24 protein-coding genes are annotated in these 26333 nt (G+C 38.1%); 14 read left to right on the forward strand and 10 right to left on the reverse strand.

Translation table 11 applies throughout. The features are described 5' to 3' along the window. The first annotated feature begins 2 nt into the window (after window positions 1–2). The 3 genes from AACV01_RS00755 to fbpC all read left to right on the forward strand — a co-directional run bounded on the left by AACV01_RS00755 (window position 3) and on the right by fbpC (window position 4243). Complete coding sequence (locus AACV01_RS00755; protein ID WP_004247279.1) at window positions 3–1034, forward strand: ABC transporter substrate-binding protein; 1032 nt, start codon at window positions 3–5, stop codon at window positions 1032–1034. A gap of 74 nt (window positions 1035–1108) precedes the next feature. After that, window positions 1109–3187: an ABC transporter permease gene (locus AACV01_RS00760; RefSeq protein WP_110229789.1), complete on the forward strand. Its 2079-nt coding sequence runs from the start codon at window positions 1109–1111 to the stop codon at window positions 3185–3187. 15 nt (window positions 3188–3202) lie between these two features. Continuing rightward, window positions 3203–4243, forward strand: coding sequence for a ferric ABC transporter ATP-binding protein (gene fbpC / locus AACV01_RS00765; RefSeq protein ID WP_004245012.1), 1041 nt, complete (start codon window positions 3203–3205; stop codon window positions 4241–4243). Window positions 4244–4423: 180 nt separating this feature from the next. Here fbpC and AACV01_RS00770 read toward each other — a convergent pair whose 3' ends face one another. Further along, window positions 4424–5752: a D-serine ammonia-lyase gene (locus tag AACV01_RS00770; protein WP_004252512.1), complete on the reverse strand. Its 1329-nt coding sequence runs from the start codon at window positions 5750–5752 to the stop codon at window positions 4424–4426. A gap of 12 nt (window positions 5753–5764) precedes the next feature. Further along, entirely contained in the window at window positions 5765–7102 is a 1338-nt protein-coding gene (dsdX, locus tag AACV01_RS00775) for a D-serine transporter DsdX (protein ID WP_004245014.1), read from the reverse strand. A 221-nt stretch (window positions 7103–7323) separates the two neighbouring features. Between dsdX and dsdC the strand changes: the two genes are divergently transcribed. Continuing rightward, a complete protein-coding gene (gene dsdC, locus AACV01_RS00780) occupies window positions 7324–8268 on the forward strand; it encodes a DNA-binding transcriptional regulator DsdC (protein WP_004245015.1) in 945 nt (314 codons plus the stop codon). Window positions 8269–8339: 71 nt separating this feature from the next. On the opposite strand, the gene gss is transcribed toward dsdC, so the two are convergent. Next, window positions 8340–10217 carry a bifunctional glutathionylspermidine amidase/synthase gene (gene gss / locus AACV01_RS00785; RefSeq protein WP_012367498.1) on the reverse strand — a complete coding sequence of 626 codons (1878 nt, stop codon included), beginning with the start codon at window positions 10215–10217 and terminating at the stop codon, window positions 8340–8342. A 590-nt stretch (window positions 10218–10807) separates the two neighbouring features. Here gss and AACV01_RS00790 point away from each other — a divergent pair. The 8 genes from AACV01_RS00790 (at window position 10808) to htpX (ending at window position 17275) form a co-directional block, all read left to right on the forward strand. Then, window positions 10808–11104 (forward strand): helix-turn-helix domain-containing protein, encoded by a 297-nt coding sequence (locus AACV01_RS00790; protein WP_004245017.1) that lies wholly within the window; start codon window positions 10808–10810, stop codon window positions 11102–11104. A gap of 305 nt (window positions 11105–11409) precedes the next feature. Continuing rightward, window positions 11410–11967, forward strand: a complete 558-nt coding sequence (locus AACV01_RS00795; RefSeq protein ID WP_004245023.1) for an iron transporter — start codon at window positions 11410–11412, stop codon at window positions 11965–11967. Between the two features lie 65 nt (window positions 11968–12032). Then, window positions 12033–12380, forward strand: a complete 348-nt coding sequence (locus AACV01_RS00800; protein ID WP_004245024.1) for a cupredoxin domain-containing protein — start codon at window positions 12033–12035, stop codon at window positions 12378–12380. Window positions 12381–12382: 2 nt separating this feature from the next. Further along, a complete protein-coding gene (locus AACV01_RS00805; protein ID WP_036908341.1) occupies window positions 12383–13219 on the forward strand; it encodes an FTR1 family iron permease in 837 nt (278 codons plus the stop codon). Further along, a complete protein-coding gene (locus AACV01_RS00810; protein ID WP_036972075.1) occupies window positions 13209–14132 on the forward strand; it encodes an EfeM/EfeO family lipoprotein in 924 nt (307 codons plus the stop codon). Before AACV01_RS00805 ends, AACV01_RS00810 begins: the two co-directional genes overlap by 11 nt. Further along, the gene (gene efeB / locus AACV01_RS00815; protein ID WP_036932362.1) at window positions 14119–15387 is read left to right on the forward strand and encodes an iron uptake transporter deferrochelatase/peroxidase subunit; all 1269 of its coding nucleotides are present in this window, start codon (window positions 14119–14121) and stop codon (window positions 15385–15387) included. The genes AACV01_RS00810 and efeB overlap by 14 nt, the downstream gene beginning before the upstream one ends. A gap of 302 nt (window positions 15388–15689) precedes the next feature. Then, window positions 15690–16250: a LemA family protein gene (locus AACV01_RS00820; protein WP_004245032.1), complete on the forward strand. Its 561-nt coding sequence runs from the start codon at window positions 15690–15692 to the stop codon at window positions 16248–16250. Between the two features lie 59 nt (window positions 16251–16309). Next, on the forward strand, window positions 16310–17275 hold the full coding sequence (gene htpX / locus AACV01_RS00825) for a zinc metalloprotease HtpX (protein WP_161682299.1): 966 nt from the start codon (window positions 16310–16312) through the stop codon (window positions 17273–17275). A 92-nt stretch (window positions 17276–17367) separates the two neighbouring features. On the opposite strand, the gene AACV01_RS00830 is transcribed toward htpX, so the two are convergent. The 4 genes from AACV01_RS00830 to AACV01_RS00845 form a co-directional block, all read right to left on the reverse strand. Further along, the gene (locus tag AACV01_RS00830; protein WP_004245034.1) at window positions 17368–17550 is read right to left on the reverse strand and encodes a DUF2526 family protein; all 183 of its coding nucleotides are present in this window, start codon (window positions 17548–17550) and stop codon (window positions 17368–17370) included. 88 nt (window positions 17551–17638) lie between these two features. Further along, window positions 17639–18868 (reverse strand): MFS transporter, encoded by a 1230-nt coding sequence (locus AACV01_RS00835; RefSeq protein ID WP_161682301.1) that lies wholly within the window; start codon window positions 18866–18868, stop codon window positions 17639–17641. Window positions 18869–19056: 188 nt separating this feature from the next. After that, entirely contained in the window at window positions 19057–19827 is a 771-nt protein-coding gene (locus AACV01_RS00840; protein WP_004245036.1) for an ABC transporter permease, read from the reverse strand. Next, window positions 19824–20765 (reverse strand): ABC transporter ATP-binding protein, encoded by a 942-nt coding sequence (locus AACV01_RS00845; protein ID WP_004245037.1) that lies wholly within the window; start codon window positions 20763–20765, stop codon window positions 19824–19826. Before AACV01_RS00845 ends, AACV01_RS00840 begins: the two co-directional genes overlap by 4 nt. Window positions 20766–21613: 848 nt before the next feature. Between AACV01_RS00845 and can the strand changes: the two genes are divergently transcribed. Then, window positions 21614–22267 (forward strand): carbonate dehydratase, encoded by a 654-nt coding sequence (gene can / locus AACV01_RS00850; RefSeq protein WP_020945227.1) that lies wholly within the window; start codon window positions 21614–21616, stop codon window positions 22265–22267. 59 nt (window positions 22268–22326) lie between these two features. On the opposite strand, the gene hpt is transcribed toward can, so the two are convergent. Then, window positions 22327–22869 (reverse strand): hypoxanthine phosphoribosyltransferase, encoded by a 543-nt coding sequence (gene hpt / locus AACV01_RS00855; protein WP_004245039.1) that lies wholly within the window; start codon window positions 22867–22869, stop codon window positions 22327–22329. Between the two features lie 158 nt (window positions 22870–23027). Continuing rightward, the gene (gene cueO, locus AACV01_RS00860; RefSeq protein WP_004245040.1) at window positions 23028–24608 is read right to left on the reverse strand and encodes a multicopper oxidase CueO; all 1581 of its coding nucleotides are present in this window, start codon (window positions 24606–24608) and stop codon (window positions 23028–23030) included. Between the two features lie 212 nt (window positions 24609–24820). Between cueO and AACV01_RS00865 the strand changes: the two genes are divergently transcribed. After that, entirely contained in the window at window positions 24821–25171 is a 351-nt protein-coding gene (locus AACV01_RS00865; RefSeq protein WP_004247264.1) for a YacC family pilotin-like protein, read from the forward strand. An 84-nt stretch (window positions 25172–25255) separates the two neighbouring features. On the opposite strand, the gene AACV01_RS00870 is transcribed toward AACV01_RS00865, so the two are convergent. Beyond that, a complete protein-coding gene (locus AACV01_RS00870) occupies window positions 25256–26296 on the reverse strand; it encodes an AbrB family transcriptional regulator (RefSeq protein ID WP_161682303.1) in 1041 nt (346 codons plus the stop codon). Window positions 26297–26333: the final 37 nt, after the last annotated feature.

Genomic DNA, 26333 nt, shown 5'->3' on the forward strand with positions numbered 1-26333 from the left:
ACATGAAACTGAAAACTCTCTCTACACTTGTTGCCGCCGGCTTAGCTCTTTCTACGGTAAGTTTATCCACCAGTGCTGCGGGTCGCTTAGTGGTTTATTGCAGTGCCACAAATGCGATGTGTGAAGCTGAAACTAAAGCTTTTGCTGAAAAGTATGATGTTAAAACCACTTTTGTTCGTAATGGCTCCGGCAGTACATTAGCGAAAATAGAAGCAGAAAAACGCAATCCGCAAGCTGATGTTTGGTATGGCGGAACAATGGATCCTCACTCACAAGCGGGTGAAATGGATCTGCTAGAGCCTTATGTATCCCCCAATCTTGATCAGATCATGCCACAATTTCGTGATCCGGCTAAACGCAAAGGAAACTACTCTTCTGCGGTTTATGTCGGTATTCTAGGTTTTGGTGTCAATAAAGATCGTTTAAAAGAGAAAGGTCTACCTATTCCGACCTGTTGGAAAGATTTAGTCAAACCTGAATACAAAGGTGAAATTCAAATCGCTGATCCACAAAGTTCGGGCACTGCATACACTGCATTAGCAACTTTCGATCAATTGTGGGGAACAGAGCAAGCCTTTGATTATCTGAAAAAACTAAATACCAATATCTCTCAATATACTAAATCAGGTATTGCACCAGCGCGTAACGCCGCCCGTGGTGAGGCCGCGATTGGTATCGGCTTCTTACACGACTATTCACTCGAAGTTGAAAACGGGGCACCACTAGAGCTTATCTCACCTTGTGAGGGCACAGGTTACGAAATTGGCGGTGTCAGTATCATCAAAAATGCCCGTAATATGGATAACGCTAAGTTATTTGTAGACTGGACACTCTCTAAAGAAGCACAAGAAATTAGTTGGAAAGAGGGTAAATCTTACCAAATTCTCACCAATACCACGGCTGAGTCTTCCCCGATGGCTTTGAAATTATCAGACTTAAAACTGATTAACTACGACATGGATAAATATGGCGATAGTGATGTTCGTAAAGAGCTGATAAATAAATGGGTTACCGAAGTAAAAATGGGTAAATAGCCTATCAATAGGGCGAGAGATGCTCTCGCTCTTTTTTTTACATAATAATAATGAGCTTTACTGTCGGGGGATTTATGTCTCACACACTCACTTTGTCTGAAAAAAAGAGGTGGGATCCCATATTTTTATGGATCCTGATTGCATGGATGGCATTTATATTAATGCCTTCATGGAGCCTTGATTATGGTCTATTTGATTCTACCGCAGATGAATTACTTACCTCTTATGGCTGGAGTAACTTAAATATCAGTCTGCTCTGGTTTTTACTTCCCAGCATACTATTAATTCGTCCTTTACATCCTGTAGGGCGAGAAAATCGTATTCGCCATTATTTTGATGCAAGTTTTGCCTTTTTCTGCGCCTTTATCACTATTGTTACCGCAACGATGGAAGGTCGTGGTCTGGGTTATTCGGTTATCGTGCTATTTATTTCATTAGGAATGATAGCCAAGCATGCTTTAACACGCTTAGAGTGGTTAGGGGGTGATAGCTTTGTGATTGGCTCATTAATCACAGTTGTCGCCTTAATCGGTGTTTTTATTATCTTTCCAAGTGTCGCTATCTTTATTCCGATGTTTCAAGATAGTGCTGGCAATTTTGCCCCCTTTGAATTTATTGCCATTCTCAGCCAAGCCCATATTGTTCAGGTGATGATCAATTCAATCTTACTGTCTATCGCAGTTGGTATTGGCTGTACTTTTTTTGGTTTGATCCTCGCCATTTATACATCACGTATTGCAGTAAGATCAGCGATTATTGGTCGAGTATTTTCTATTTTACCTATTGTCACTCCCCCTTTTGTTGTGGGTTTAGGTGTGACCTTGATGATGGGACGTTCAGGTTATATCACTGAATTTTTGGCAACTTATGCAGGTTTAGAAAATACCAACTGGTTATATGGCTTTACGGGAATTTGGCTTGCACAAGTACTTGCCTTTACCCCTATGTCTTTTATGATCTTAGATGGTGCAATTAAAACTATCCATCCGTCATTAGAAGAGGCTTCTTATACCCTTAGAGCTAATCGCTACCAAACATTCTTTCATGTTTTTATGCCGTTACTAAAACCAGCATTAGCCAATGCCTTTTTGATCGTTATAGTGCAATCATTGGCTGATTTTAGTAACCCATTGGTGCTAGGTGGCAACTTTGACGTGATTGCCACTCAAATTTATTTCTATATCACCGGCTCTCAACTTGATTACCAAGCAGCAAGTACGTTAGGTGCTTCACTGTTGGTATTCTCATTATTAGTGTTCTGCATTCAATATATGTGGATTGGCAAACGCTCATATGTCACGGTGTCAGGTAAATCCTATCGTGGTGATGTTCAACCATTACCCACCTCCTTAGTAACCTTTGTCACTAGCGTGTTGGGTATTTGGGTTATCTTTAATATCTTACTCTATGGCAGCATTTTCTACGGTAGCTTTACGGTTAACTGGGGAGTGGATTACACCTTAACCTTTGATAACTTTATTAAATTATTTGGTCAAGGGATGAGCGACGGCGCATGGCCATCATTACTTGATACCTTACTTTATGCGGGTATCGCAGCACCTATTACCGCTATTTTAGGGCTTTTGATCGCCTATATTGTCGTGCGCCAAGATTTTAAAGGTAAAAAGAGTATCGAATTTACGACTATGCTCTGTTTTGCCGTTCCCGGTACTGTTGCGGGTGTCTCTTATATCTTGGCATTTAATGATTCGCCGTTTTATTTAACAGGAACGGCAGCCATTGTGATTATCTCAATGACCATGCGTAACGTACCCGTGGGAATACGAGCAGGTATTGCAGGATTAGGGCAAATCGATAAATCGTTGGATGAGGCGTCATTAAGTTTAAGAGCAAATTCAATGCGAACTATTTTGTATGTGCTATTGCCTTTATTACGCCCCGCGATTTTATCCGCTTTAATTTATAGTTTTGTCCGCGCGATAACCACCGTCAGTGCGATTGTATTCTTAGTCACCCCTGAAACTCGCGTTGCTACCGCTTATATTTTAAATCGTGTTGAGGATGGTGAATACGGCGTCGCAATTGCCTATGGCTCGATTTTAATCATCGTGATGTTGGCTATTATTTTCTTATTTGACTATTTGATTGGCGAAGCCCGTGTTTCACGCTCTAAAGCCAAAAATGCACAGTAATACGGAGTATAAATCATGACACAATCACATTTCGTTGAACTGAAAAATATTGTTAAGCGTTTTGGTACAAACACGGTAATTGACACTCTCAGTTTATCTATTCCTCAAGGAAAAATGGTTTCGTTATTGGGGCCATCAGGTTGCGGTAAAACGACAGTACTACGCTTAGTAGCTGGATTAGAAAAACCAACAGAAGGTAAAATTTTTATTGATGGTGAAGATGTTACTGATCGCTCAATCCAACAACGTGATATTTGTATGGTGTTTCAGTCTTACGCCCTGTTCCCTCATATGTCCTTAGGTGACAACATTGGTTATGGCTTAAAAATGTTAGGTCGCCCAAAGGCAGAGATCAAACAGCGAGTGGCAGAGGCTCTAGCCTTGGTAGATTTAGCAGGATTTGAAGATCGTTTTGTCGATCAGATTTCAGGCGGTCAGCAACAACGAGTGGCATTAGCTCGTGCTTTGATCTTAAAACCCAAAGTGCTGTTATTTGATGAGCCATTAAGTAATCTGGATGCTAACTTGCGCCGTAGCATGAGGGAGAAAATTCGTGAATTACAACAACAGTTTAATATCACCTCCCTGTATGTTACCCATGACCAAAGTGAAGCTTTTGCCGTTTCCGATATGGTGTTAGTGATGAATAAAGGCAAAATAATGCAATTAGGTTCACCACAAACTTTATATCGCCAACCGGCCTCTGAGTTTATGGCAAGTTTTATGGGAGATGCCAATCTCTTCCCTGCTACTCTAGGGGCTGATTATGTTGATATTTTTAATTATCGCTTACCTCGCCCCGAGAACTTTAACAGCAACAAAACCGAAATTAGAGTGGGTGTCAGACCTGAAGCTATTACCTTATCTCAACAAGGTGAAGCTTGTCAGCAATGTACAATAATCCATGTCGCCTATATGGGACCACAATATGAGGTGACTGTTGCATGGCAAAATCAAACATTGTTATTACAAGTGAATGCAACCCAACTTCAACCTAATGAAGGTGATAGCTATTATCTACAAATCCATCCTTATGGAATGTTTATCTTGGAATAATGGCTTTTATTTTAGTGAGTGAGGCACCCAATGGGTGCCTCTTTTTTTATCGTTATAAACTACAGCATCTTCCCCTGATGTGACATCCTGGTGTAAATACAGAAGTGATATTACAGATAAGCTTATAATCTTATCCTTTTGTTTTATAATGTTATTATTTGTTTTATTGTTATATGGTTGCTATTCCCCTTGCGCAAGATATTTTTGCATTTCATCAGTTGGCACCATACCGCCCCCCGTCGCCCATACTAAATGCGTCGCATTGTGCATTTTTTGACTATCAAGTGATAAACCTTGTAGATAATCTTTAGCTTGAGAAACATGAATAGCCCCTGTCATTCCTGCTAAAGCGGAAGGCTCTAACTGGATCCCTTCTTCTTTGTTTAACAAGCTCAATAAGTTATATAACTCTTGATCATCAATGGTGTAATAGCCATCAATCAAACGCTCCATTGCCCGTCCAACAAAGCCAGAGGCTCTACCTACCGCCAAACCGTCAGCTGCAGTAATATTGTCGATACCCACTTCTTGAACAGAAATACCATCATGTAACTGGGTATAGACCCCAAGTAACATACAAGGAGAATGAGTTGGCTCAGCAAATAGACAATGTACTGCATCACCAAATGCCAGTTTTAACCCAAAAGCGACACCACCAGGCCCTCCACCTACACCACATGGCAGATAGACAAACAGAGGATGTTCACTATCGACCGGAATATTAAGCGTTTCAAATTGATGTTTTAAACGCAATCCAGCGACGGCATAACCCAAGAATAATGTTTTTGAATTTTCATCATCAATAAAGAAACAACGAGGATTTTTTTCTGCCTCTTTACGTCCTTGTTCAACTGCAATACTGTAATCTTGCTCATATTCCACAACATTAACACCATGAGCGCGTAGCTTGTCTTTTTTCCATTGACGAGCATCCGCAGACATATGAACACTAACGCTAAAGCCCAGTTTTGCACTCATAATGCCAATCGACATTCCTAAGTTACCCGTGGAGCCGACGGCAATACTGTATTGGCTAAAAAATTTGCGGAATTCATCAGAAAATAATTTTTCATAATTATCCTCTGTGGTCAGAAGCCCGGCCTCTATGGCTAATTTTTCAGCATGAGTGAGCACTTCATAAATCCCCCCGCGCGCTTTAATTGAACCAGAAATAGGTAAGTGGCTATCCTTTTTCAAACGCAATTGTCCCTCAATAAGGGTGTTATAGCGCTTTTCTAGTGCCTCTTTCATTTGAGGGATATCCACAACGGCTGATTCGATGATCCCCTCAGTTGATGCGGTTTCTGGAAAGGCTTTCATTAAATAAGGTGCAAAACGTTGTAATCTTGCCTGTGCATCCATCACATCATTTTGCGTTAAACCTACATAAGGAAGTCCCTGGTCAGTTGAGGTAACATTGGGGTTAAACCAAACCACCTCTTTTAAATCCACTAAATCACGTACCAGTGGATAATCATTTTTTAATTTATTTATATCTATCGTGGTCATCGTCATTCTCTTTTATATGACAAAAGAAAGCATAAAAGTGCCCCCTAATGCCACAAATGAAGCAATAAAGGTCGCGATACTATAAAAACGGAAAGTTTCGCTTAATGTGGCATTACAATACTGTTTTACTAACCAAAATAGGGAGTCAGTGACAATCGTACAGCCAATAGCCCCAGAGCCAATTGCCAATGTAATAATTTCAGGGCTAATATCTGGATACATTGGCATTAATGGTGCAACGATAGCGGTCGCACCCATCATAGCAACCGTTGCTGATCCTACTGCTGCATGCAGAATAATCGCTACTAGCCAAGCTAATAAAATAGGATGCATATCCAAATTAGAGAGGATCACCGCCAATGAATCGCTTAAACCACTCCCTTTTAAAATGCCGTTAAATGCGCCCCCAGCACCAATAATTAACAAAATATTGGCAATAGAGCTAAAACTATCTTCTGTTTTTTTCAATAGGGTACTCATGCCCATATTACGGCGAATACCTAAAATATAGTAAGCAACAAAAGCAGCAATAAACATTGCAGTAATCGGGTTACCAATAAATTGTAATGCAATATAAACCGAAGTGCCTTTTTCCATATTAAGCTCTGCGGCGGTCTTAATCAGCATCAGAACAATAGGTAATAAAACCGTAAATAATGTCGCCCCAAGTGAAGGTAAATCTTTTTCTTGACGAATTTCCATATCAGAAAATGCTTCTGGTACGGTTTTAAAAGGTAAGCGCTCACCCAATACTTTTAAGAAAAGAGGCCCGCCTACTAATGAGGCTAATAATCCAACAGCAAGACCGGCAACGATCACCGTTCCCATATCGGCCCCTAACTCATTAGTGACAAAAAGCGCTGCAGGGTGTGGAGGAACAATACAATGCACGGCCATTAATGCAGTACATAAAGGGATGGCGAGTTTTAATAATGAGGTGTTTGTTTTTTTAGCAATAGAGAATGCTAATGGAATAAGTAGCACCACCCCTACTTCAACAAACAGGGTAATACCACAAATCAGTCCCACCAATACCATAATAACATCCGGTGATAACCAACGGCATTTTTGTAAGGTGATACCGATGCGCTCTGCCGCCCCCGATATTTCCATCATTTTACCGAGAATAGTACCCAAACCAATAATGGCGGCTAAAAATCCCAGCGTTCCCCCAATCCCATTTTCAATTGCACTGACCATTTCTAATGGGTTCATTTTCATTGCCATACCGACAAAAAAACTGGCAAGTAGTAGTGCTAAAAATGGATGAAACTTAAGTTTTATTATAGTAAAAACAATGAGCAAGATACTTATAATCAGAGTACCTAGTACCCATAGTGTCGGTTCCATAGATCAATCCCTAATTTTTATTTATTGTTAAACATATTGAATATTAATCATTCGATACTTACAAATGATGAAAATAGATACTAAGATGAATTCAATTAAGCCAAATAGGTGATCAGATGCACAAATATTTATCATTTAGATTTCATCTTGGCTATCTTTCACCTTAACATTAACTTGATTATTACCTTACGTTACTAATAATAATTAAATGAGAATAAAAAATGTTTGGATCTTCTAACGTGATTTTGAGAAATAAGCGCTTATCCAGTTATCAATTAGCACGACTTCACACTTTTGAAGCAACAGGACGGCATTTATCATTCGCTTTAGCCGCAGAGGAATTGTCCTTGACGCCTAGCGCGATCAGCCATCGTATTAATACACTAGAGAAAGAATTAGGGATAAAGCTATTTAATCGCTTTCATCGGCGTATTGAATTAACCGAAGAAGGTGAACGTATTTATTGGGCATTGAAAAAAACACTTGAAGATATTAATCAAGAGATTTTAGATATCTATAATCAAGAAATATCTGGCGTATTAACGGTGTATTCTCGCCCTTCCATTGCGCAATGTTGGCTTGTACCTCGTATTTCTGATTTTACTCAACGCTATCCTTCTATTGAATTAAACTTACTTACTGGCAATGACGATATTAATTTTCGTGGTTATGGTATCGATCTCGCTATCTATTTCGATGATAAACACCTGAAAAATCTCTATTGTGAAGATTTAATCTCAGAATCAATTATTCCTGTTTGTAGCCCTGAATATGCTGCTCGCCATGAATTAGTAGGTAATATCCATCATCTTGCTAATTGTACTTTGTTACATGATAGACAAGCTTGGAGTAATAACTCTGATTTTGATGAATGGCGCGCTTGGAGTGAATATATGGGATTAGGATTATTTCCAAATAAAAGTAATATTTGTTTTGATCGCTCCGATTTAGCTGTTATTGCTGCCGTTAATCATTCCGGTGTCGCAATGGGGCGTAAACGCTTAATTCAAAAACAACTCGCAAATAATGAATTAATAGTCCCTTTTGATAATTGTGAGTTTTTTTGTGCACAACGCTATTATCTGGTTACCCGCGATGAAAAGAGTAACGCTAAAGTACAGCTTTTTATTCAATGGCTGAAAAAACAGATCTTACAAGGGATGTGATCTGACAAAATAACAAAGAGATCGATTTAATCTAAACCGATCTCTTACTCATTAAAATGATGGTGATGAAATTAATCCGCTAAAAAGTGTTTATCTTCAAGGACAATTAATGGCTCAATATCACTGTCTTTTTTTATCACTAATGTCGGATCAGAGCGTAAGCAACAACCACCATAATGTCCATCTACCGTAAAGGTACAAACCTGAATATATCGGTTAGACACTTTTGGTAAACACCATAATTCTTGATAAATATTTTCTTGATGTTCGAATTGACCACTGGTTTCACCTAATACATTTTCTTGGTGATCAACTAAACCAATATTACTACCACAGCGCCCAGCAATAGGTTTAACCGCATAACCACTCTGCGACAAACGTGGGGTTAAAGTGAACTCAGTATCAAGTAGATAAGGATTATCTGGGAAAAGTTGCCATAAAATAGGTAATATCGCTTTATTACTTGGAATAAGTGTCCAAAGAGGTTCAAAAACCGTGATTTCAGGGCGTAAAAGGACATCAACTAAACGAACTTCTCCCGCCGGATCACCAATACGAATAGGAATAAGTGACTGTTGTTCACTCTCTTCTCTTAGTTGATCTAACGCGGTTTCCCAAGCCCATGTTTTCCACACACATTCAACAATACGTTTATCACCATCAATTAACTGACCACGACTATTCCAATGCAGCTCTTTTAATCCACGCAGAATTTTGCTGCTATAACCGGCTTTAGTCAGCGCTTGTTGCATAAATCGAGCATGATAATCTTCTTCATTATCATCATCTTGAAGAATATGTACAAATGGCTTCGCATCACTGTGTTTCCATGCATCTGATAACGCATCTAATAGACGTTCACCCGGGTTATAACCTGCTTTAATGCCACCCTGTTTAGCCCATTTTTCAATAATTAATCCGGCTTCAGTATGGCAAGATGCAGAATCAGCGTTATATTCATACACCTTGATACCGCGCTCATCCATACAAAAATCTAACCGTCCAGTGATCATTTGATGACGTCTATTTTGCCATGATAGGCGGATACGGGGCCATAACACTTCAGGGATCGCAAATAAACGCAGTAAATTATCGTCTTTCAGCACTTTTTCCGTTGCATGCAGATACATCAAATGCATTTCATTGCTAGCACGTATAAGTTCATGCTCAGCACTTTCTGAAATGGTGAAATATTCATAGCTGTCTTGATTAATCGTATGACCGTGCTGTGCTAGCACATAGGCTTTTTCTAACGGATCGCTTTCATCTAGCCATTTTCCAGCAAATTGCCCCTTGTTGGCTAATTTGGCCTCATGAATAGCTAACAATTCAGGAGCAACTTTAGGTTGAGGTAAACTGTAGGCATTAGGTTCTGTTTGGATCATCCAACCTAGCAAGGTGGTATTATCAAAGGTATCTTCGATAAAATAGCCATTATCACTCACTTTAAGTGGTAACTCTCGTGTCCATTGTTGACCTCGCGGTAACCTAGTGTGGATCACATTTTGTTCTGCAATACGGATTTTATCTTCTAATACTTCGGTAATAACCGCCACATGACCGGTGACTTTAAACTCTCCCCCTTCTTGCCAAATAAGCAACGCTCCTACCGTCGGTGGCTGTTTGCTGCCATTTGCAAAAGCTTGCAAGGGTAAAATATCGTCATCAATCGTTCTTCGTAAGAAACGTAACGAGAAGATCTCATAGGCCATTCCCACATCAGTAAAAACAACCCCGTAATGTAAATAGAGAAAACGGCGTGCAAATTCAACACATTGCCACTTATGCCCCATATACTCATTACCAATATAACTACGGAATGAATCATTGGCGGCATAATCTTCTTTATCTATACTGCTGTAATCTGAAGAGTAAATCGCAACACCACCAGGTGCATAACCGAGTAATGTTCCAAATGGTTCATGACGAATGATCTCTTTTACATTCATAATCTCGACCTTGACGATAATTAGATAATGACTCTGTAATACTTATAATCACCATGTATTATAAGTAACCATCTTAACGCTATCGTCTATCTGATGTGAATGTAAATTTATCAATTTAGATAAAGTAAAAATAATCGAGTTGATTCGATGACATAAAGCTGATTGCGGATTTGACCTGACAAAAAAACTCAAAAATAGTCTGTTATAAATAATATATAACGCCTATTTTTGAGTGTAATCAGTCAAAGAGGTGTTTATCATTTGTTATTCTCCTTTCTTATTTACTCCTTCTCAATCATAAATGCGAGTCTATATAAGTAGAAAAATTGCGTTTATACAATATATAGCACTCTCTATCAAAAAAATGCCGTTTTTCATTCTGCCAAAGTAATTTTTTTTAACATAGGATAAAAAATTAATTATCAATAATAATTTTGTGACTATAAATAATTTACTCAACTAACCGATAACAAAAAGTATGAATTTGACTCATTCAAGTAGGAGAGCTTGAGCTCGTTAAAATTCAGCTTAAAAAACATTGATATTTAATGAAATATTATCAGTAGTTGATAGGAGGAAAGAGGTCACCAATGTCAAAAGTTTATCCTATTTCTCAAATTATTGGACATAAAATTCGCCAACAGCGCCAACACTTGCGTTTATCCGCTAAAGCAGTGGCTGAAAGAGTCGGCGTTAGCCAACAGCAATTTTCACGCTATGAGAATGGGCTATGTAAAATTGATGTTGATATGCTCTTCCTTATTGCTAAAGAATTAAATGTTACACCAACCGCTTTTCTTCCTTCACCGCTTAATGAAGATCCTATCGCTTCTTCAAGCGCTGTCACCCAATCTAAGCTATTTTGGAGCGCACAGAGTCAAATTTAATGATCTAATATGGAAATCAGTGATTGCTTATCTTTGTCAGATAGTTAATAAGATTTCCATCTATTCTCTTTAACACTATGATTTTACTTAGTATTAAAAAGCAAACCTATTGAGTATATTTATCTGTCATTTCTTAATAACAAAATTTTTTCTTTTAAAAAAGAGTTAGTTAATCTTATTTTTATCCTTTCCCACTTCAAATTAAACGATATTTTTCTTACATAAGTTTCTGCTATTTTTGCTACAAATCATGTTAATCTTAATAAGAATAATAACAATTATCATTCAATACATAAGGATTAAACATGAACTCTCGTTATGTGCGTGCTCTCACGTTGTTATCATTAATTCCCACTTCTGTCTTCGCTCTTGAGTATCCCGTAGGTCAACCAATCATTAAAAATGGCATGGAAATTCAAGGTGTCTATCTACAACCTATCACGATGGACACAGAGGAAGGCCATCATGCAATGAAGCACCTACCTGCTGATAAAGCTGATATCCATTTAGAAGCAGATATTCATGCTGTTGAAGATAATCCGAATGGTTTTGCTGAAGGTGATTGGATCCCTTATCTCACTGTTGAATATACCGTGACTAAATTAGATGCACCGGAGAAAAAACAGCAGGGAACTTTTATGGCCATGGTCGCCAGTGATGGTCCTCATTATGGTGAAAACCTAAAATTAGATGGCAACGGCCAATATAACGTTACCTATAAAATTTACCCGCCTTCTTACAATAAAGATGTCGTTTTTGGTCGTCATATCGACAAAGAGACGGGGGTAGCCGCTTGGTTCGAGCCTTTTGAAGTGTCATGGGATTTTAACTATAGCGGTACTGGTCGTAAAGGCAGTTACTAATTAGCTTAATTATTGATAGCCCTGTGTATAGGGCTATCTCCTCTGTTTTGTTAAGTGAAATTTCAATGATTAAACATCTCTATCAATACACGCTATTACTGCTATTAATGATAGCAAGCTCTACTTTAGCCGCAGAAAAATACACCGTTGAATTAGAAATGAAAGAGGGGGAACTGATCCCTCGAGTTTTAAATGTTCCTGCTAAAACTCCTATACGGATCAAAATTCGCAATACCGGTAGTAGCCCCGTTGAATTTGAAAGCACTCAATTACGTAAAGAAAAAGTATTAGCGCCTGGGGCAAGTTCTGTCGTTGTGATTGCGCCTCTAAAACCTGGACGTTACACCTTCTTTGATGATTTTCATCTGTCTCACCCTCAAGGTGAAATCGTTGCGACTGAAAAGGCTGAATAAATATGGGACAAGTTCTATTTGTTGTTTGGCGAGAAAGTTTTGAAGCTCTGCTGGTGGTAGGGATCATTTATGCATGGATAAAACGCTCTCCTACCCCTAAACAAGGTATGAAATATCTCTGGGGGGGAGTAATAGTAGGAATATTACTCTCTATTCTTTTAGCTCTTAGCATTTATGGGGTATTTAGCTCCTTAGAAGATATCTGGCAATCTCTGTTTATGGTTATGATGGAAATTATTGCCTGCCTATTAATTGTTCAGATGGTCTATTGGATGAACAAACAAGGTAAATCACTAAAAGCCAATATCGAAAACGAATTGACACAAAAAACGCAACAACAAAGTGTCTGGGGGATTTTACTGATCATCGCCATTGCCATTGCGAGAGAAGGTAGCGAAGTGGTTGTTTTCCTATCAAGCCATATTATGGCTCTCACAGCACAAACCGCGTTGCCTTTCTTGATTGAAGTATTCATTGGCCTATTGATAGCTGGACTAACTCTATGGTTATTTTTGCTAACATCAAAAATGATTTCTTGGCGTAAATTCTTTGTTATTACCGGATTTTTACTGCTTTTCCTCGCCGTTTCCTTGCTATTAAAAGCAGTAGAAGAGATAGCTAATCTACTTATTGAAATGGATATTGAATTACCTGACTTTTTGATTTATCCACTATGGGATCTTAGCCATATTCTGGATGATTCAAGCATTTTTGGTAATTTCTTAGTTTCATTCTTTGCTTATCGCTCACAACCCATCGGTTTAAGTGTTGTTACTTTTATTGTGTTTTGGTTGGTGGTCGCACTGTTATTTAAACAAGGGGATCGCCATGCCAAATAGCGCCCTATTGAAAGGTGATCATATTGTCATCTTGCTATTGATATCGCTATGCTCTTTTTCTGTTTCTGCAAAAAAAATCATTCAAGGCATTACTCAAGATAGTGAAAATATTGTTGTTGCTAAAGGGGATATTCCCACTCCTGAAAAATTTACAACCAATATTCTTAACTACCGGCAGAAAGCTGTTGATCAGTTGACCTTCGTTGAAACTGCATTAAAAAATGTCATTGTTAACAGTGAAAAAAATCAACTGACTGATGCCCAACTCGCCTATCAACAAGCGCATTATCACTATGAGGTGATCCGCCCGATTATTGCATTGTTTGGCGCTACTGAACGCCTATTAAATAATCGGGCTGATTTCTTTCTTGAAAGAGAAAACTCGCCCCGTTTTAGTGGATTTCATTTGGTTGAATATCAACTCTTTAAATTAGAGGATGTGCAATCGTCAGCCGAGTCAGCCAAAGCACTGTTAAGAGGCATTAGTGATCTAAAAAAACGCTTAGCGATTGAAGATATTCCCATTGCTAAATTAGTGCAATCTGCAGGTGATAGTTTAGAGCTGATTTTAACCGACAAATTAGCCGGCATTGAAAATCAATATGCAAAAAGTGATCTGGGTGATGGGTATGCCAATTTATACGGATCACGCCTAATCATTGAGTCGCTATCTAACCATATTCCACTTCAGGAATATCAATCACTACGCAAACAGTATGACACTATTAGCAAACTATTTTTAAAATATCAGCGAGATGAAGAACTATTTCAGCCTTTAGATACGCTTTCTGATAGTGAGAAAGCAGTGCTCTTTGCACAAATAACACAATTAGCGGAGCAAGTTGCACAATTACGTAACGTGCTCAATATTGATGTCTATTATTACTATAAAGAAGCATATGGTGAAAAATAAAACTCTGTTTAAATCACTTCTCACAATCCCCGTTAACCACCATAAACGTACAACGTTAAAATGGTTAGGCGGTAGTTTACTGCTTGCCAGTATGGGCGCAAATGCCATCGAAAAAAACAAGTGTTCACCAACACTTCGTTATCAACGTGCTATTAATTACTTAGGAAAACATCAAGCTGGGGTTATCACGCCAGAACAAAAGCATGCTTCATTTATTGCACTTGATTTAACAGTAACAACCCCTGAGGAAGTAGAAAAAATTTTCCGAACCTTAACACAGCGGATTGCTTTTTTAACACAATCTCGTGAACTTAAAGAAAGTCATAATCCTCACCTTCCCCCCGCAGGATCCGGTATTTTAGGTAGCCAATTATATCCTGATGAATTAACCATCACAGTGGCGTTAGGGGATAGTTTTTTTGATAATCGGTTTGGTTTTCAAGCTCATAAACCCAAACGCCTTGAAGCAATGAAACCCTTCCCCAACGATCGCTTAGATCCTAAATGGTGTGGCGGTGATCTGTTACTTCAGCTTTGTGCCAATAGTCAAGAAAGTATCATTTATGCATTAAGAGATATTTTAAAATATCTTTCTGGGCAAGTGCATGCACGATGGAAAATAGATGGTTTTCTACCTGCTCGTGATATTGATAATCAACAAACGCCAATTAATTTATTTGGTTTTAAAGATGGCACAGGTAATGCCCCTGCCACTGATACTCATTTAATGGATGATTTAGTGTGGATCACCGATAAACAAAATGAACCGCAGTGGTGCTTAGGAGGTAGCTATCAAGCGGTGAGACTTATTCGTTTTGCCTTGGAATTTTGGGATAGAACACCTCTTGAAGATCAGGAGAATAACTTTGGCCGTCATCGTGCAACAGGCGCGCCGATAGGAATGAAGCAAGAAATGGACTCACCTGAATTTGCACAAGATCCTCATGGCGACAGGATACTCTTTGATTCCCATATGAGACGAGCTGAACCCAGAACCCCCGAACGTTATAGCGCCAAACTGCGTCGTCGCAGTTATAGCTACTCATTAGGGCTAACGCCGTCAGGGCAATTAGATATGGGGCTTGTCTTTGTCTCATTTCAGAATAACCTTAAAAAAGGCTTTATTGATACGCAAAAGCGTTTAAATGGTGAACCGTTAGAGCGCTATATAAAACCTTTTGGTGGGGGTTATTACTTCGTATTACCCGGCGTCACACAAGCAAGCGATATATTAGCTAAAGGACTATTTACTTAATTTTTGCTATTTTCAAATACGTTTACTTTTCCAGTAAACGTATTTGTTGACATCCTCCACGCCCTAAAGGACGTGGAGGATGTCAATTTCCCTAACATAAGTCCTATTTATTTTGCCCCAAATTTATTTGGGGCTTTTTTATACTTCAAACAACATTCTTTTTAAGATATTAAGTGACATATCAATATTCTTTTTCTCTTTGATAAAATAATCATCTAGCTATCTTGAATAATAATAGGCAAAATTAACATCAATGAGTTAGCTAAATTCCCTGTTTATTATTAGAAAAGAGAGCGCTTCACATGACTGGATTAATTATTACCATCGCGTTATTAGGTCTTATTTTTTATTATTACAACCGTATTATCTCTATGCGTGAAGCGGTTATCTCAAGTGAAACAGAAATATCGGTACAACTCGACCGTCGTGGTAAAGTGTTTGATAGCTTATTAGCTACAGTAAAAAAATATCTTAGTCATGAAGCCGATGTTTTTACTAAAATCACCGAATTAAGAGCCAAAACACAAAGTAGCAATAACCAAGAAGCAAAAGCGGCAGAAGATGAGCTATCAAAAATTGTTTCAAGTGGTGCGATTAATGTCGCTGTTGAAAACTATCCTGAACTAAAATCAGATACTATCATGGCTAATTTACAAGAAGAGATTGTCTCAACGGAAAATAAACTCTCTTTTGCTAAACGTGGCTATAACCGTACCTTAGAGCAATATCGTGCGTTTATCGCCTCTATCCCTGCGGTATTTATTGTGAAGATTTTTCCAAGTCTCGTGATTAATAAAGAATACTGGCGTCTTGATGAAACAGCGATTAAATCAGAAGAAGCGCGCCGTATTAACTTTGATTAACACCACGCACCATAGCTTATACATAAAATAATACGGTAGATATTATTGGAGAATAATAAATGGATTTCAGAAATGTACTGCGAAAAAATGCCATTCGCACTCGGTTTGTGATAGTCACCTATTTACTATTAATGCTAATGATCGGCTTATTAGTTGATAGCGCGATAGGTGCCAATCCTCATTTAAGTTTAATTGATAATATGCTGGCATTTCTGACATTCCAATCACTGCCTATTGCTTCATTGATTATTGTTGCCATTTCAATTGTGTTGCTGGTTATTGTTCACTTTAAAGGGCATAAAATCATGTTGACGGGCATGAAAGCACGATTAATTAATCCTGAAGAGCCATTAAATGCCCAAGAGCGACAATTATTAAATATTGTGGAAGAGCTTAGTTTAAGTGCGACTTTGGGCTATATCCCTAAGCTTTATATTTTAGATACACCAGAAGCCAATGCCTTTGCTGCCGGCTGGTCTGAAAAAAATGCCTTTATTGGTGTCACTCGTGGGTTATTAAATCAACTTAATCGCCAAGAAATACAAGCCGTATTAGCCCATGAAACAGGCCATATTATTCATGGTGATACCCGTTTAACACTGTATGTGGGTATTTTAGCAAATGTTATTTTAACGGTAACAAATATCTTTGGTAGCCGCTTATATATAGCCTCTGGTAACCGTGGTGGTAAAAGTAATGATGCCGCCAGTAAAGCACGATTGATTTTAATTGTACTCAACGTTGTTTTACCCATTATTACTCAAGTGCTCTATTTCTATTTATCGCGGACACGTGAATATATGGCAGATGCGGCAGCGGTTGATCTCACCCAAGATAATCAATCAATGATCAATGCACTAAAGAAAATTGCAGCACAACACGAAACTGAAAATTTTGAAGATGGCTCTACAGGACGAGCATATCGCAAAGCAGCCTTTATTTTTAATAAGGGAGACTCTCTTTTTTCAACCCATCCTTCGATTGAAAATAGAATAGCAGTACTCGAAGGGAAAAAGACTTTTTAAACCAACAGATTAAAACAAAAGCGTTTATCCATTATTATGGAATAAATACATGAAATAAACGCTTTTTGATTATTCTATCATCATAGGATTGCTTAACGCTGTTTTTCACCATGATGAAAAATAGCCGTGCGTAGACGCTCTTGCTGTTCATAACGCTGAGCAAAGGCTATTGTGTTATCTTTACCTAATTCCACCAGCAATTCGTTCATCGTTTGTATGCTAGCACTGGCAATGGCCTCATCAACCTGCTTAATCACTTCCTCATAATGAGACATAATTATTCCTCTTTTCCTATAAAATACTTATTAACTATCATATAACAAGAAAGGAGACGTTCTGTATTTTTAGTCATAAAAAAAGTGATTAAATAGAATTAAGTGGTCTATTTTTGGTTTCTTTACCTAATAACATAACCGCTAATATCGCTATCACAATGGAAAGGCTAAAAATAAGAAAAATAGTGCTTATTTCAAATTGATATTGCACTAAATAGCCTACCATCAGTGGCCCTAATATTCCGCCAATACGGCCTATTGCCGTCGCCGTTCCAGCGCCTGTAGCTCGTATACCATCAGGATATTGTTCTGGGGTATAGGCATATAATGCCCCCCATGCACCTAAATTAAAAAATGATAACAACATACCAAATACTAATAGTGTGGTTGTGGAATCGGCTACGCTAAAATAGTAAGCGCTAATCGCTGTGCCTGCTAAATAGGTGATTAACACAAACTTACGACCATAACGTTCAATAAACCATGCTGCGGTAAAATAGCCCGGTAACTGAGCGAGTGTCATAATCAACACATATTGAAAGCTTTTAATTAAACTAAAGCCTTTTAACATTGCGACACTCGGTAGCCATAAAAAAATGCCATAATAAGAGAACACCACACAAAACCATAATACCCACAACATCAGTGTTGAACGGCGATATTGAGGTGACCAAATCAATGACATTGATTGGCGAAGAGATAAACGATTTTGTAATAATAACTGCGTGGAACTGGGTTCTGGTAACTTTGAACGCAAATAGAGTGCATAAACTGCGGGTAGTGCGCTCAATAACATAGCCATACGCCAGCCATAATCAGGAATAATAAAATACGCTATTAACGCGGCAATTAACCACCCTACCGCCCAAAAACTCTCTAATAAAACAACAATACGACCACGTTCATGGGCTTTAACACTTTCACTCACCAATGTAGAAGCAACGGGTAATTCTCCGCCTAAGCCCATACCAATAAAAAAGCGTAAAATTAATACCACCATTAAGGAGCTTGCTAATGCAGTTAAACCGCAACCAAGGCTAAATAGCAGCAACGTTAAGATAAATACCGGTTTACGACCTTTTCTATCGGCCATAATGCCAAAGACAAAAGCGCCTACGGCCATACCGATAGAATTAATACTGCCAATCCAACCTAATTGCGCTGCTGTTAATCCCCAATCTTCTTTTAACGCCGTTAATAAAAAAGCGAGAAGCCCCACATCCATTGCATCGAAAGTCCACCCCATTCCGGCAATACATAACAATTTACGACGAGAAAGTACCGTTGGTTCTTTTGCTGTTTCGCTTGCCACTGCCATGCTCTATCCTTTACCATCCCAAAGTTATTTGTTTAGTATACTAAACAAAGAAATTAAACTTGTTAATAGCAAAAGACAAATTTAAATAAAATTTAACATAACTGAATGAAATTTAGCTAAAAAAAATCGGCATCTGTTGTTGCAGACACCGATTTTAATTTTTATTACCTTAAACACTAATCTGTAGATTAGCTTCTTAAACCGCGACCTTTTTCAATTAAGTACCAGGCTACGATATAAAACACGGCAATAAACAGGCATAGTACCGTGATTGTCACCGTTAATGACACATCAGTGATCCCTAAAAAACCATAACGGAAACCGCTTATCATATAAACAATCGGGTTTAATTTAGAAACACCTTGCCAAAATGCTGGTAATAAGGAGAGTGAATAAAACACACCACCTAAATAAGTTAATGGCGTTAAAACAAAGGTGGGGATAATACTAATATCATCAAAGGTTTTCGCAAAAATGGCATTCAACAATCCTGCGAGAGAAAAAACAATCGAGGTCATTAATAATGTCACCACAACCATTGTCCAAGAGTGTATCTCTAGTGGTACAAAAAATAGTGAAACCAGAGTGACCAATATCCCAACACAAATACCACGGGCGACACCACCCCCCACAAATCCGGCAATAACAACATGGGTCGGTACTGGCGATACTAATAATTCTTCAATACTACGTTGGAATTTAGCGCCAAAAAATGAAGAGGAGACATTAGCATATGAGTTTGTGATCACCGCCATCATAATCAAGCCGGGAACAATAAACTGCATATAATCAACACCGCCCATATCACCAATACGCTTACCAATTAAGTTACCGAAAATAACAAAATATAGCGACATCGTGATAACAGGAGGAATTAAAGTTTGTACCCAGATACGGCCAAAACGGGTCACTTCTTTAATCCAAATCGTCTTGAGGGCTACCCAATACAACTGAATCATTCCCTCTCTCCTTTTTCTGTTTCTGTATGATCTTCATTAACTAAATGCACAAATAACTCTTCAAGGCGGTTAGCTTTATTACGCATACTCAAAACTTGAATACCTTGTGCATTGAGCTGAGCAAAAACCCCATTCAATCCTTGCTCTCTTTTCACATCAACTTCTAGTGTTGATGTATCGACTAAACGATACTGGTAATTTTGTAATTCAGGTAACGGACTTTTTGCTGCTAAGTCCAAAATAAAGGTTTCAGACTCTAATTTACTTAATAAACCTTTCATACTGGTGTTTTCAACCAGTTCACCACGCTGAATAATACCAATATTCCGACACAGCATTTCTGCTTCTTCAAGATAATGTGTGGTTAATATAATAGTGGTGCCCTGTGCATTTAAATGTTGTAAAAACGTCCACATTGAACGACGTAATTCAATATCTACTCCCGCCGTTGGCTCATCGAGGATCAGCAATTTAGGCTCATGCATTAATGCACGAGCAATCATTAAACGCCGTTTCATTCCCCCAGATAAGAAACGTGCTCTATCATCTTTTTTCTCCCATAAATCTAATTGGGTTAAATATGTTTTTGCACGCTCTAATGCCACTTTACGTGGTACACCATAGTAGCCAGCCTGATTAAGGACAATTTGTAATACGGTTTCAAAAGGGTTGAAATTGAATTCTTGTGGCACTAATCCGAGTTGTCTTTTAGCATTAACCATATCGGTATCAGTGTCATAGCCAAATACTTTGACTTTACCACTGCTCTTATTCACCAAAGAGCTGATAATCCCTATGGTGGTCGATTTTCCTGCACCATTAGGGCCTAATAGCGCATAAAAATCCCCCGCTTCTACGGTTAAATTAATTCCTTTAAGCGCTTTGACACCATTATGGTAAGTTTTCGTTAACTCGGTTAACTCCAATGCATAAGTCATAAGTGGAAATTACCTTTTATCAACTGCATTATTCAGCATTGACTGAGCTGAAATCAGAAATAGCTATTCAACTAAGCCTTACTCCCCTGAGTGCAAATCAGGATAGATATAGAAAATGGGCTTAGTTCAATAGGATCAAAATGGAATAAGATATTCTAGAGAAAAATAAGACGTAAATAAACCGTTTTACAGATAATGCCTCAAACAGATAAATAAATTTTATTTAACTATTTTAATGATCAGCAGAGCGAACACTGCAATTACTAATCAATAAAAATGACGATTAATTGTAGCTATTTTCCAGTATTAATCTCAATAAAAAGCCAATAATAACTAAATGTTATTATTTAGCCTGTTTTATAGCAATAAATTTATTGGCCTTATTACTCAATCTGACTGATAGATATTATCATGCTCTTTATTACCTCAAATAATTTATCAATAAAAAAATGAACAGATACTGTTAACAGTTTTTATCCTCATCATTCGCCAGTCTAAAAAACATTAATATTTTTTATAAAAAAATAATTACTCTCGATTATTCAAAATAAGAATAATCGAGTTAACAATCAGTTATCTTTTCACACATTTGATTTACATCAAATAATGTGTTGATAAATTCATTAAACAAATACTGTAAAAAGTTCTATCTTATTTGAAAGCGAAAATAGACAAGCAATTAACTGTCACTTGGCTCAAAAAAAGCCTTCTGATTCATTCAAAAGTAATGGTATAAAAATACCCTTTCTTTATTGAGCTTAAACATCCAACAATAACATTAAAGCTATTTCGTGTTGGCCTACTGTCAGCGCAAATGGTGGGAAACTGAATTTACAGGCAGTCACATCATGATGAGAAAAATTGAAGAACTGTTAGCCAACAATAAACAATGGTCAGGTTCTGTTACAGAAGAAAACCCGCAATTTTTTAAAGAGCTGAGTAAAGGCCAAAAACCTCATTTCTTATGGATTGGTTGTTCAGACAGCCGCGTCCCCGCTGAAAAATTAATTAATGCCGCCCCTGGTGATTTATTTGTACACCGCAATGTGGCAAACCTTGTGATCCACACCGACTTAAACTGTCTTTCTGTTATTCAATATGCCGTTGATGTCCTACAAGTTGAACATATTATTGTTTGCGGTCATTATGGCTGTGGTGGTATTGAAGCTGCTATTGAAGGGACTGAACTGGGCTTAATTAATAACTGGTTACTGCATATCCGTGATATCTGGTATAAACATAGCTCCATGTTAGGTGAACTCGCACCACAAGATAGATTAAATTTACTCTGTGAACTTAACGTGATAGAACAAGTTTATAACCTTGGTCACTCAACTATTATGCAAGCCGCATGGAAACGTGGACAAAAAGTGATGATCCACGGTTGGGTTTACGGTTTAAACAATGGTGAATTACACGATTTAGATATCACCTCAGACAGTCGTGAAAAACTAGAACTCTCTTATCGCCAAGCTATTGCAAAATTAAGCCATCCACGTTGATTTTCTAATATTAAACCCGCCAAAGCGGGTTTTTTAATATACGATATAAATCAACAAGATTATTCATCTAGTAGCGTTACGTGACCAATATAAGGTAGGTGACGATAACGTTGTGCATAATCAATGCCGTAACCTATAACAAACTTATCTTCAATAGAGTAGCCAATCCACTCTACTGGCACATCCACTTCACGACGTGATGGCTTATCAAGTAGCGTACAGATAGCAATAGAGGCAGGCTCACGTAAACTTAAAATCTCTTTAACACGGTTTAAAGTATTACCTGAGTCAATAATATCTTCAACAATCAGAACATCTTTACCACGAATGTCTTCATCAAGATCTTTAATGATTTTAACGTCTCTTGTTGACGTCATTCCATTACCGTAACTTGATACTGTCATAAAATCGACTTCATGTGGCACTTCAATTTCACGACATAAATCCGCCATAAAAATAAAAGAGCCTTTTAATAAGCCAATTAAGACCAAATCGTGTTTTTCTTGACGAGAACGATAATGTTCTGTGATTTCACGACCTAATTCAGCAATACGCTGTTTGATCTCTTCTTCAGAGATCATGACATCAACAATATGTTTCATGATTTATTTCGATTGGGTTAACGGGGAAAGCAACCGATTGTACCAGAATTTCTATCATCATGCGACGTTGTCAATGAAGGAAAATAAGGGAATAAAATATTAGCTTTACTCCCTTTGCAAACTTTTATCGCTAATTTTGTTACTTATTACAGTAAAAATTATCGACTCACCGTAAAGCCCGCCATCATTCCTGTATCTTCATGTTCTAATAAGTGACAGTGAGCCATAAATGGGTGTTCCTTTGTCGCTAAATGGTCAAATTTTACAAGGATCTCGCTAATTTGCCCTTCCACTCTGACAATATCTTTCCAACCTTGGCGATGTTTTTCAGGTTTACGACCATTTTCCGATAAAATACGAAACTGTGTTCCGTGAACATGGAATGGATGTAACATCATGTCGCCACGACCAGAAACCAACCAGCGTTCATAAACCCCTTGTTTAACATCAAATGCAGGTTCGGTCATTGAGAATGGGATCCCATTGATGCTATTTGCATTATAAATATCAACATCCGCAGAGCCATGACCACAATTCATGCCGCCCCCCATCATGCCATTTCCATTGCCCTGACGCATATGACTCATACCGTGGTGAATTCCCGCTAACGCTTTATCACCGTAACGCTCCGTTAGCGCCATCATACCTTGCATATCTAAACGCATATCCATACGTAAATGTAATGAACGTGTCGCAATATGACTTAGTGATGGTAATGCAGGAATTAAGGCTAATTGATCAGGTAAAATACCCACCGCTTTTTCTGCTGAAGGCAGTAGACGTAATACAGGTAATACATTATCAAATGGCGCTAATACCATCCCCATTTGTCGGACAGGTAAAGTGACAATATCGAAATCACGTCCATCTGAGGTATCAACCAGTACTTCAAAACGCTCCCCCATTAAAATAGGGAGTTCTGTCACTTTGACTGGTTCCGCTAATAACCCACCATCGCTAGCAATTACATACATTGGTCGGCCATCACTGGTGGCTAAATTAAGACTACGTGCATTACAACCATTGAGGAAACGTAATCTAATCCAACCTTTTGGTACAATGTGTTGCGGTTGAATCGCACCATTAGTGAGCATCATGTCGCCAAACCAACCTACTGCAGCACTCATCACATCAAGTTGATAGTCAATTTGACCGTTACTGTCTAAGCGTTTGTCTTGTAAAATAACCGGTAAATCATCCACTCCCCAGCGGTGAGGTAACTTTCGCTTGGCCGTTTCGTCATCCTCGATGATCACTAATCCCCCTAACCCCATTGCCACCTGTTTTCCGGTGATCCCATGAGTATGGGGATGAAACCAACATGTCGACTCCGCTTGATCTGGCGTAAAAGTTACTGTTCGTGATTTACCCGGTGCGATAGTCGCTTGAGGACCTCCATCTTGTTCACCACTTATCTCAAGACCATGCCAATGCACCGTTGTAGTCTCTGGTAGCGTGTTATTGATCTCAATAGTAACAGGTTCACCACGTTTTAATTTTAATGCTGGGCCTAATAAGCTACCGTTATACCCCCAAGTAGTTGTACTTGCTGTAGCAGTAAACTGGGAAACACCTTGTTGGATATTAAGAACAATCTTTTGTTGTTTGTCTGGGCTAATTTGAGGTGGAATAGCGAGTGAAGGCGTGTTAGTTTGGGCGAATGCGAGACGGCTCCAACTTGGTAATAGTGTGACGGCGCTTAATGTTGCCCCTAATTTTAAAAATTCACGACGTTGCATAATGTATTCCTTTGAATAAAATCAATTACTCTATATTTGTCATAATTAGGTAAATAAATTTATCGATAAACTATTGAGCAATGCTAAAGTCTCCCCTTACTGGAAGGTCAAATAGAAACCACACAAAGCAACGGGTCTTTGCAAAACTTTTAACTTAATTAAGTCAAATAACAAATCTTGTGAAATCATCACATATAGGAATGTCACCACTAATGAAAAAAATGTTCGCTTTGTTCTGCACTGTTATTCTTTCTTTTGCCACGCTTTTTTCTTCTAGTGCAAAAGCACTCACTTATACTCAAGCAGAAGACTTAGCTGATTTAACCGCGGTATACCTGTTTTTAAATAATGATTGTGGTTATGAGCAGATCTCAAAACAAAAAATAGAACGAGCGCTGATTATTTTTTCACAATCTCAGCAGTGGGATGTCTCTAATTATTCAATGCTCCCAATGAGCAAGCTTAATGAAGATAGTTATCAGGATTTAAAAAATATACAAATTGCTCATAACAAAAAATGTCAACTACTAGCCCAAAAATCACTTAGCTTACTAAACTATTAATTGTATAAAAAAGCCACTCTATCAAACTGATACAGTGGCTTTTCAATTTATTATATCTGTCGATATCTTACTGTTATTGCTATTTTACTCACGTTTTCTTTTCTGCTTTCGTTCACTGTAAAACAAGGCAATAGAAGGAATACTTTGAATGATCAACATACGCAATATATGATTCGACATCACAAAAGCCGCATCGACATTCATAGTGATCGCGGCAAATGTCATTGCTTCCATACTTCCCGGTGCCCAAGCTAATACTAACGTTGTCCAAGGCACCCCTGTTAAATAAGCCGCGCTCAATGCAACGATCACCGTTAAAATAACGTTGATAATGACCACCTGCACAGAGGAAAAAGCATTTTTAATTAACGAAGCAAAAGGAAAAACCACAAAATGTGCGCCAATATTCATCCCAATTAACACCATGCTGAGTTCATTTAATAGCATTGGAAAAGCAATCGGCTCACTGACAAAAGATTGTACCAATATTGCACTGCCTAATGATGTCAACATAAACGGTGCTGGAAAATGAATTCTCTGTAATAAAAGCCCAGATACTAGCCCTAACGCGACAATTAATAATAACCACATCGATGACAACAGTGTCATTTCAGGTAATGTAAACTCCGTAAGAGTTGCTTTATCTGAGCCAACAATAAATCCAGCCATAATAATCAATACGATTAAACGAATAGTATGAGAAATAACAATTTTTTGTGGTGGTGTTTTGGTATGATCTGTTAAAGCAAGAATAGCCGCCATCGCGCCAGGTACAGCGCCTAACATAGCCTCTTCTTTTGTCCAACCAATATGACGATGAAACCATAAGAAACTGACAACAAATTGAATGGCTAAACAAATAACGAGGATAATCAAAAGAAGCACTAAATTATCCGCACTCCCTAAATGTACTTGATTAAACATCAATCCAACAGAGGTGCCTAAGGTCAGTTGGATAAAAGTCAGTGTATGCTTAGGAACAGAGAGCCGCCATTTAAAACGATAAGCAATAATAACCACGACGATTGGCCCAAACATCAACGCCATCGGTAGACCAGATAATGTTAATAACCCACCAATTAGTGCACAAAACAGAATTCCCGGTAGTTTTTTTAAAAATGACATGTTGTGTTATCCAGTTTTTTTAATTATGGTATTAATC

Origin of the sequence: Proteus sp. G2609 (assembly GCF_963896135.1) — a bacterium.
Classification (GTDB): Bacteria; Pseudomonadota; Gammaproteobacteria; order Enterobacterales; family Enterobacteriaceae; genus Proteus; species Proteus mirabilis.

Coding starts and splice junctions, on each gene's coding strand:
- AACV01_RS00800 (WP_004245024.1), top strand. CDS start 12,033: ATGATTAAACATCTCTATCAATACACGCTATTACTGCTATTAATGATA.
- gss (WP_012367498.1), bottom strand. CDS start 10,217: ATGAATGTAAAAGAGATCATTCGTCATGAACCATTTGGAACATTACTC.
- AACV01_RS00760 (WP_110229789.1), top strand. CDS start 1,109: ATGTCTCACACACTCACTTTGTCTGAAAAAAAGAGGTGGGATCCCATA.
- can (WP_020945227.1), top strand. CDS start 21,614: ATGATGAGAAAAATTGAAGAACTGTTAGCCAACAATAAACAATGGTCA.
- AACV01_RS00820 (WP_004245032.1), top strand. CDS start 15,690: ATGACTGGATTAATTATTACCATCGCGTTATTAGGTCTTATTTTTTAT.
- AACV01_RS00865 (WP_004247264.1), top strand. CDS start 24,821: ATGAAAAAAATGTTCGCTTTGTTCTGCACTGTTATTCTTTCTTTTGCC.
- dsdC (WP_004245015.1), top strand. CDS start 7,324: ATGTTTGGATCTTCTAACGTGATTTTGAGAAATAAGCGCTTATCCAGT.
- AACV01_RS00835 (WP_161682301.1), bottom strand. CDS start 18,868: ATGGCAGTGGCAAGCGAAACAGCAAAAGAACCAACGGTACTTTCTCGT.
- AACV01_RS00840 (WP_004245036.1), bottom strand. CDS start 19,827: ATGATTCAGTTGTATTGGGTAGCCCTCAAGACGATTTGGATTAAAGAA.
- AACV01_RS00790 (WP_004245017.1), top strand. CDS start 10,808: ATGTCAAAAGTTTATCCTATTTCTCAAATTATTGGACATAAAATTCGC.
- AACV01_RS00805 (WP_036908341.1), top strand. CDS start 12,383: ATGGGACAAGTTCTATTTGTTGTTTGGCGAGAAAGTTTTGAAGCTCTG.
- AACV01_RS00810 (WP_036972075.1), top strand. CDS start 13,209: ATGCCAAATAGCGCCCTATTGAAAGGTGATCATATTGTCATCTTGCTA.
- AACV01_RS00845 (WP_004245037.1), bottom strand. CDS start 20,765: ATGACTTATGCATTGGAGTTAACCGAGTTAACGAAAACTTACCATAAT.
- AACV01_RS00795 (WP_004245023.1), top strand. CDS start 11,410: ATGAACTCTCGTTATGTGCGTGCTCTCACGTTGTTATCATTAATTCCC.
- AACV01_RS00870 (WP_161682303.1), bottom strand. CDS start 26,296: ATGTCATTTTTAAAAAAACTACCGGGAATTCTGTTTTGTGCACTAATT.
- cueO (WP_004245040.1), bottom strand. CDS start 24,608: ATGCAACGTCGTGAATTTTTAAAATTAGGGGCAACATTAAGCGCCGTC.
- efeB (WP_036932362.1), top strand. CDS start 14,119: ATGGTGAAAAATAAAACTCTGTTTAAATCACTTCTCACAATCCCCGTT.
- AACV01_RS00770 (WP_004252512.1), bottom strand. CDS start 5,752: ATGACCACGATAGATATAAATAAATTAAAAAATGATTATCCACTGGTA.
- fbpC (WP_004245012.1), top strand. CDS start 3,203: ATGACACAATCACATTTCGTTGAACTGAAAAATATTGTTAAGCGTTTT.
- AACV01_RS00755 (WP_004247279.1), top strand. CDS start 3: ATGAAACTGAAAACTCTCTCTACACTTGTTGCCGCCGGCTTAGCTCTT.
- hpt (WP_004245039.1), bottom strand. CDS start 22,869: ATGAAACATATTGTTGATGTCATGATCTCTGAAGAAGAGATCAAACAG.
- AACV01_RS00830 (WP_004245034.1), bottom strand. CDS start 17,550: ATGTCTCATTATGAGGAAGTGATTAAGCAGGTTGATGAGGCCATTGCC.
- dsdX (WP_004245014.1), bottom strand. CDS start 7,102: ATGGAACCGACACTATGGGTACTAGGTACTCTGATTATAAGTATCTTG.
- htpX (WP_161682299.1), top strand. CDS start 16,310: ATGGATTTCAGAAATGTACTGCGAAAAAATGCCATTCGCACTCGGTTT.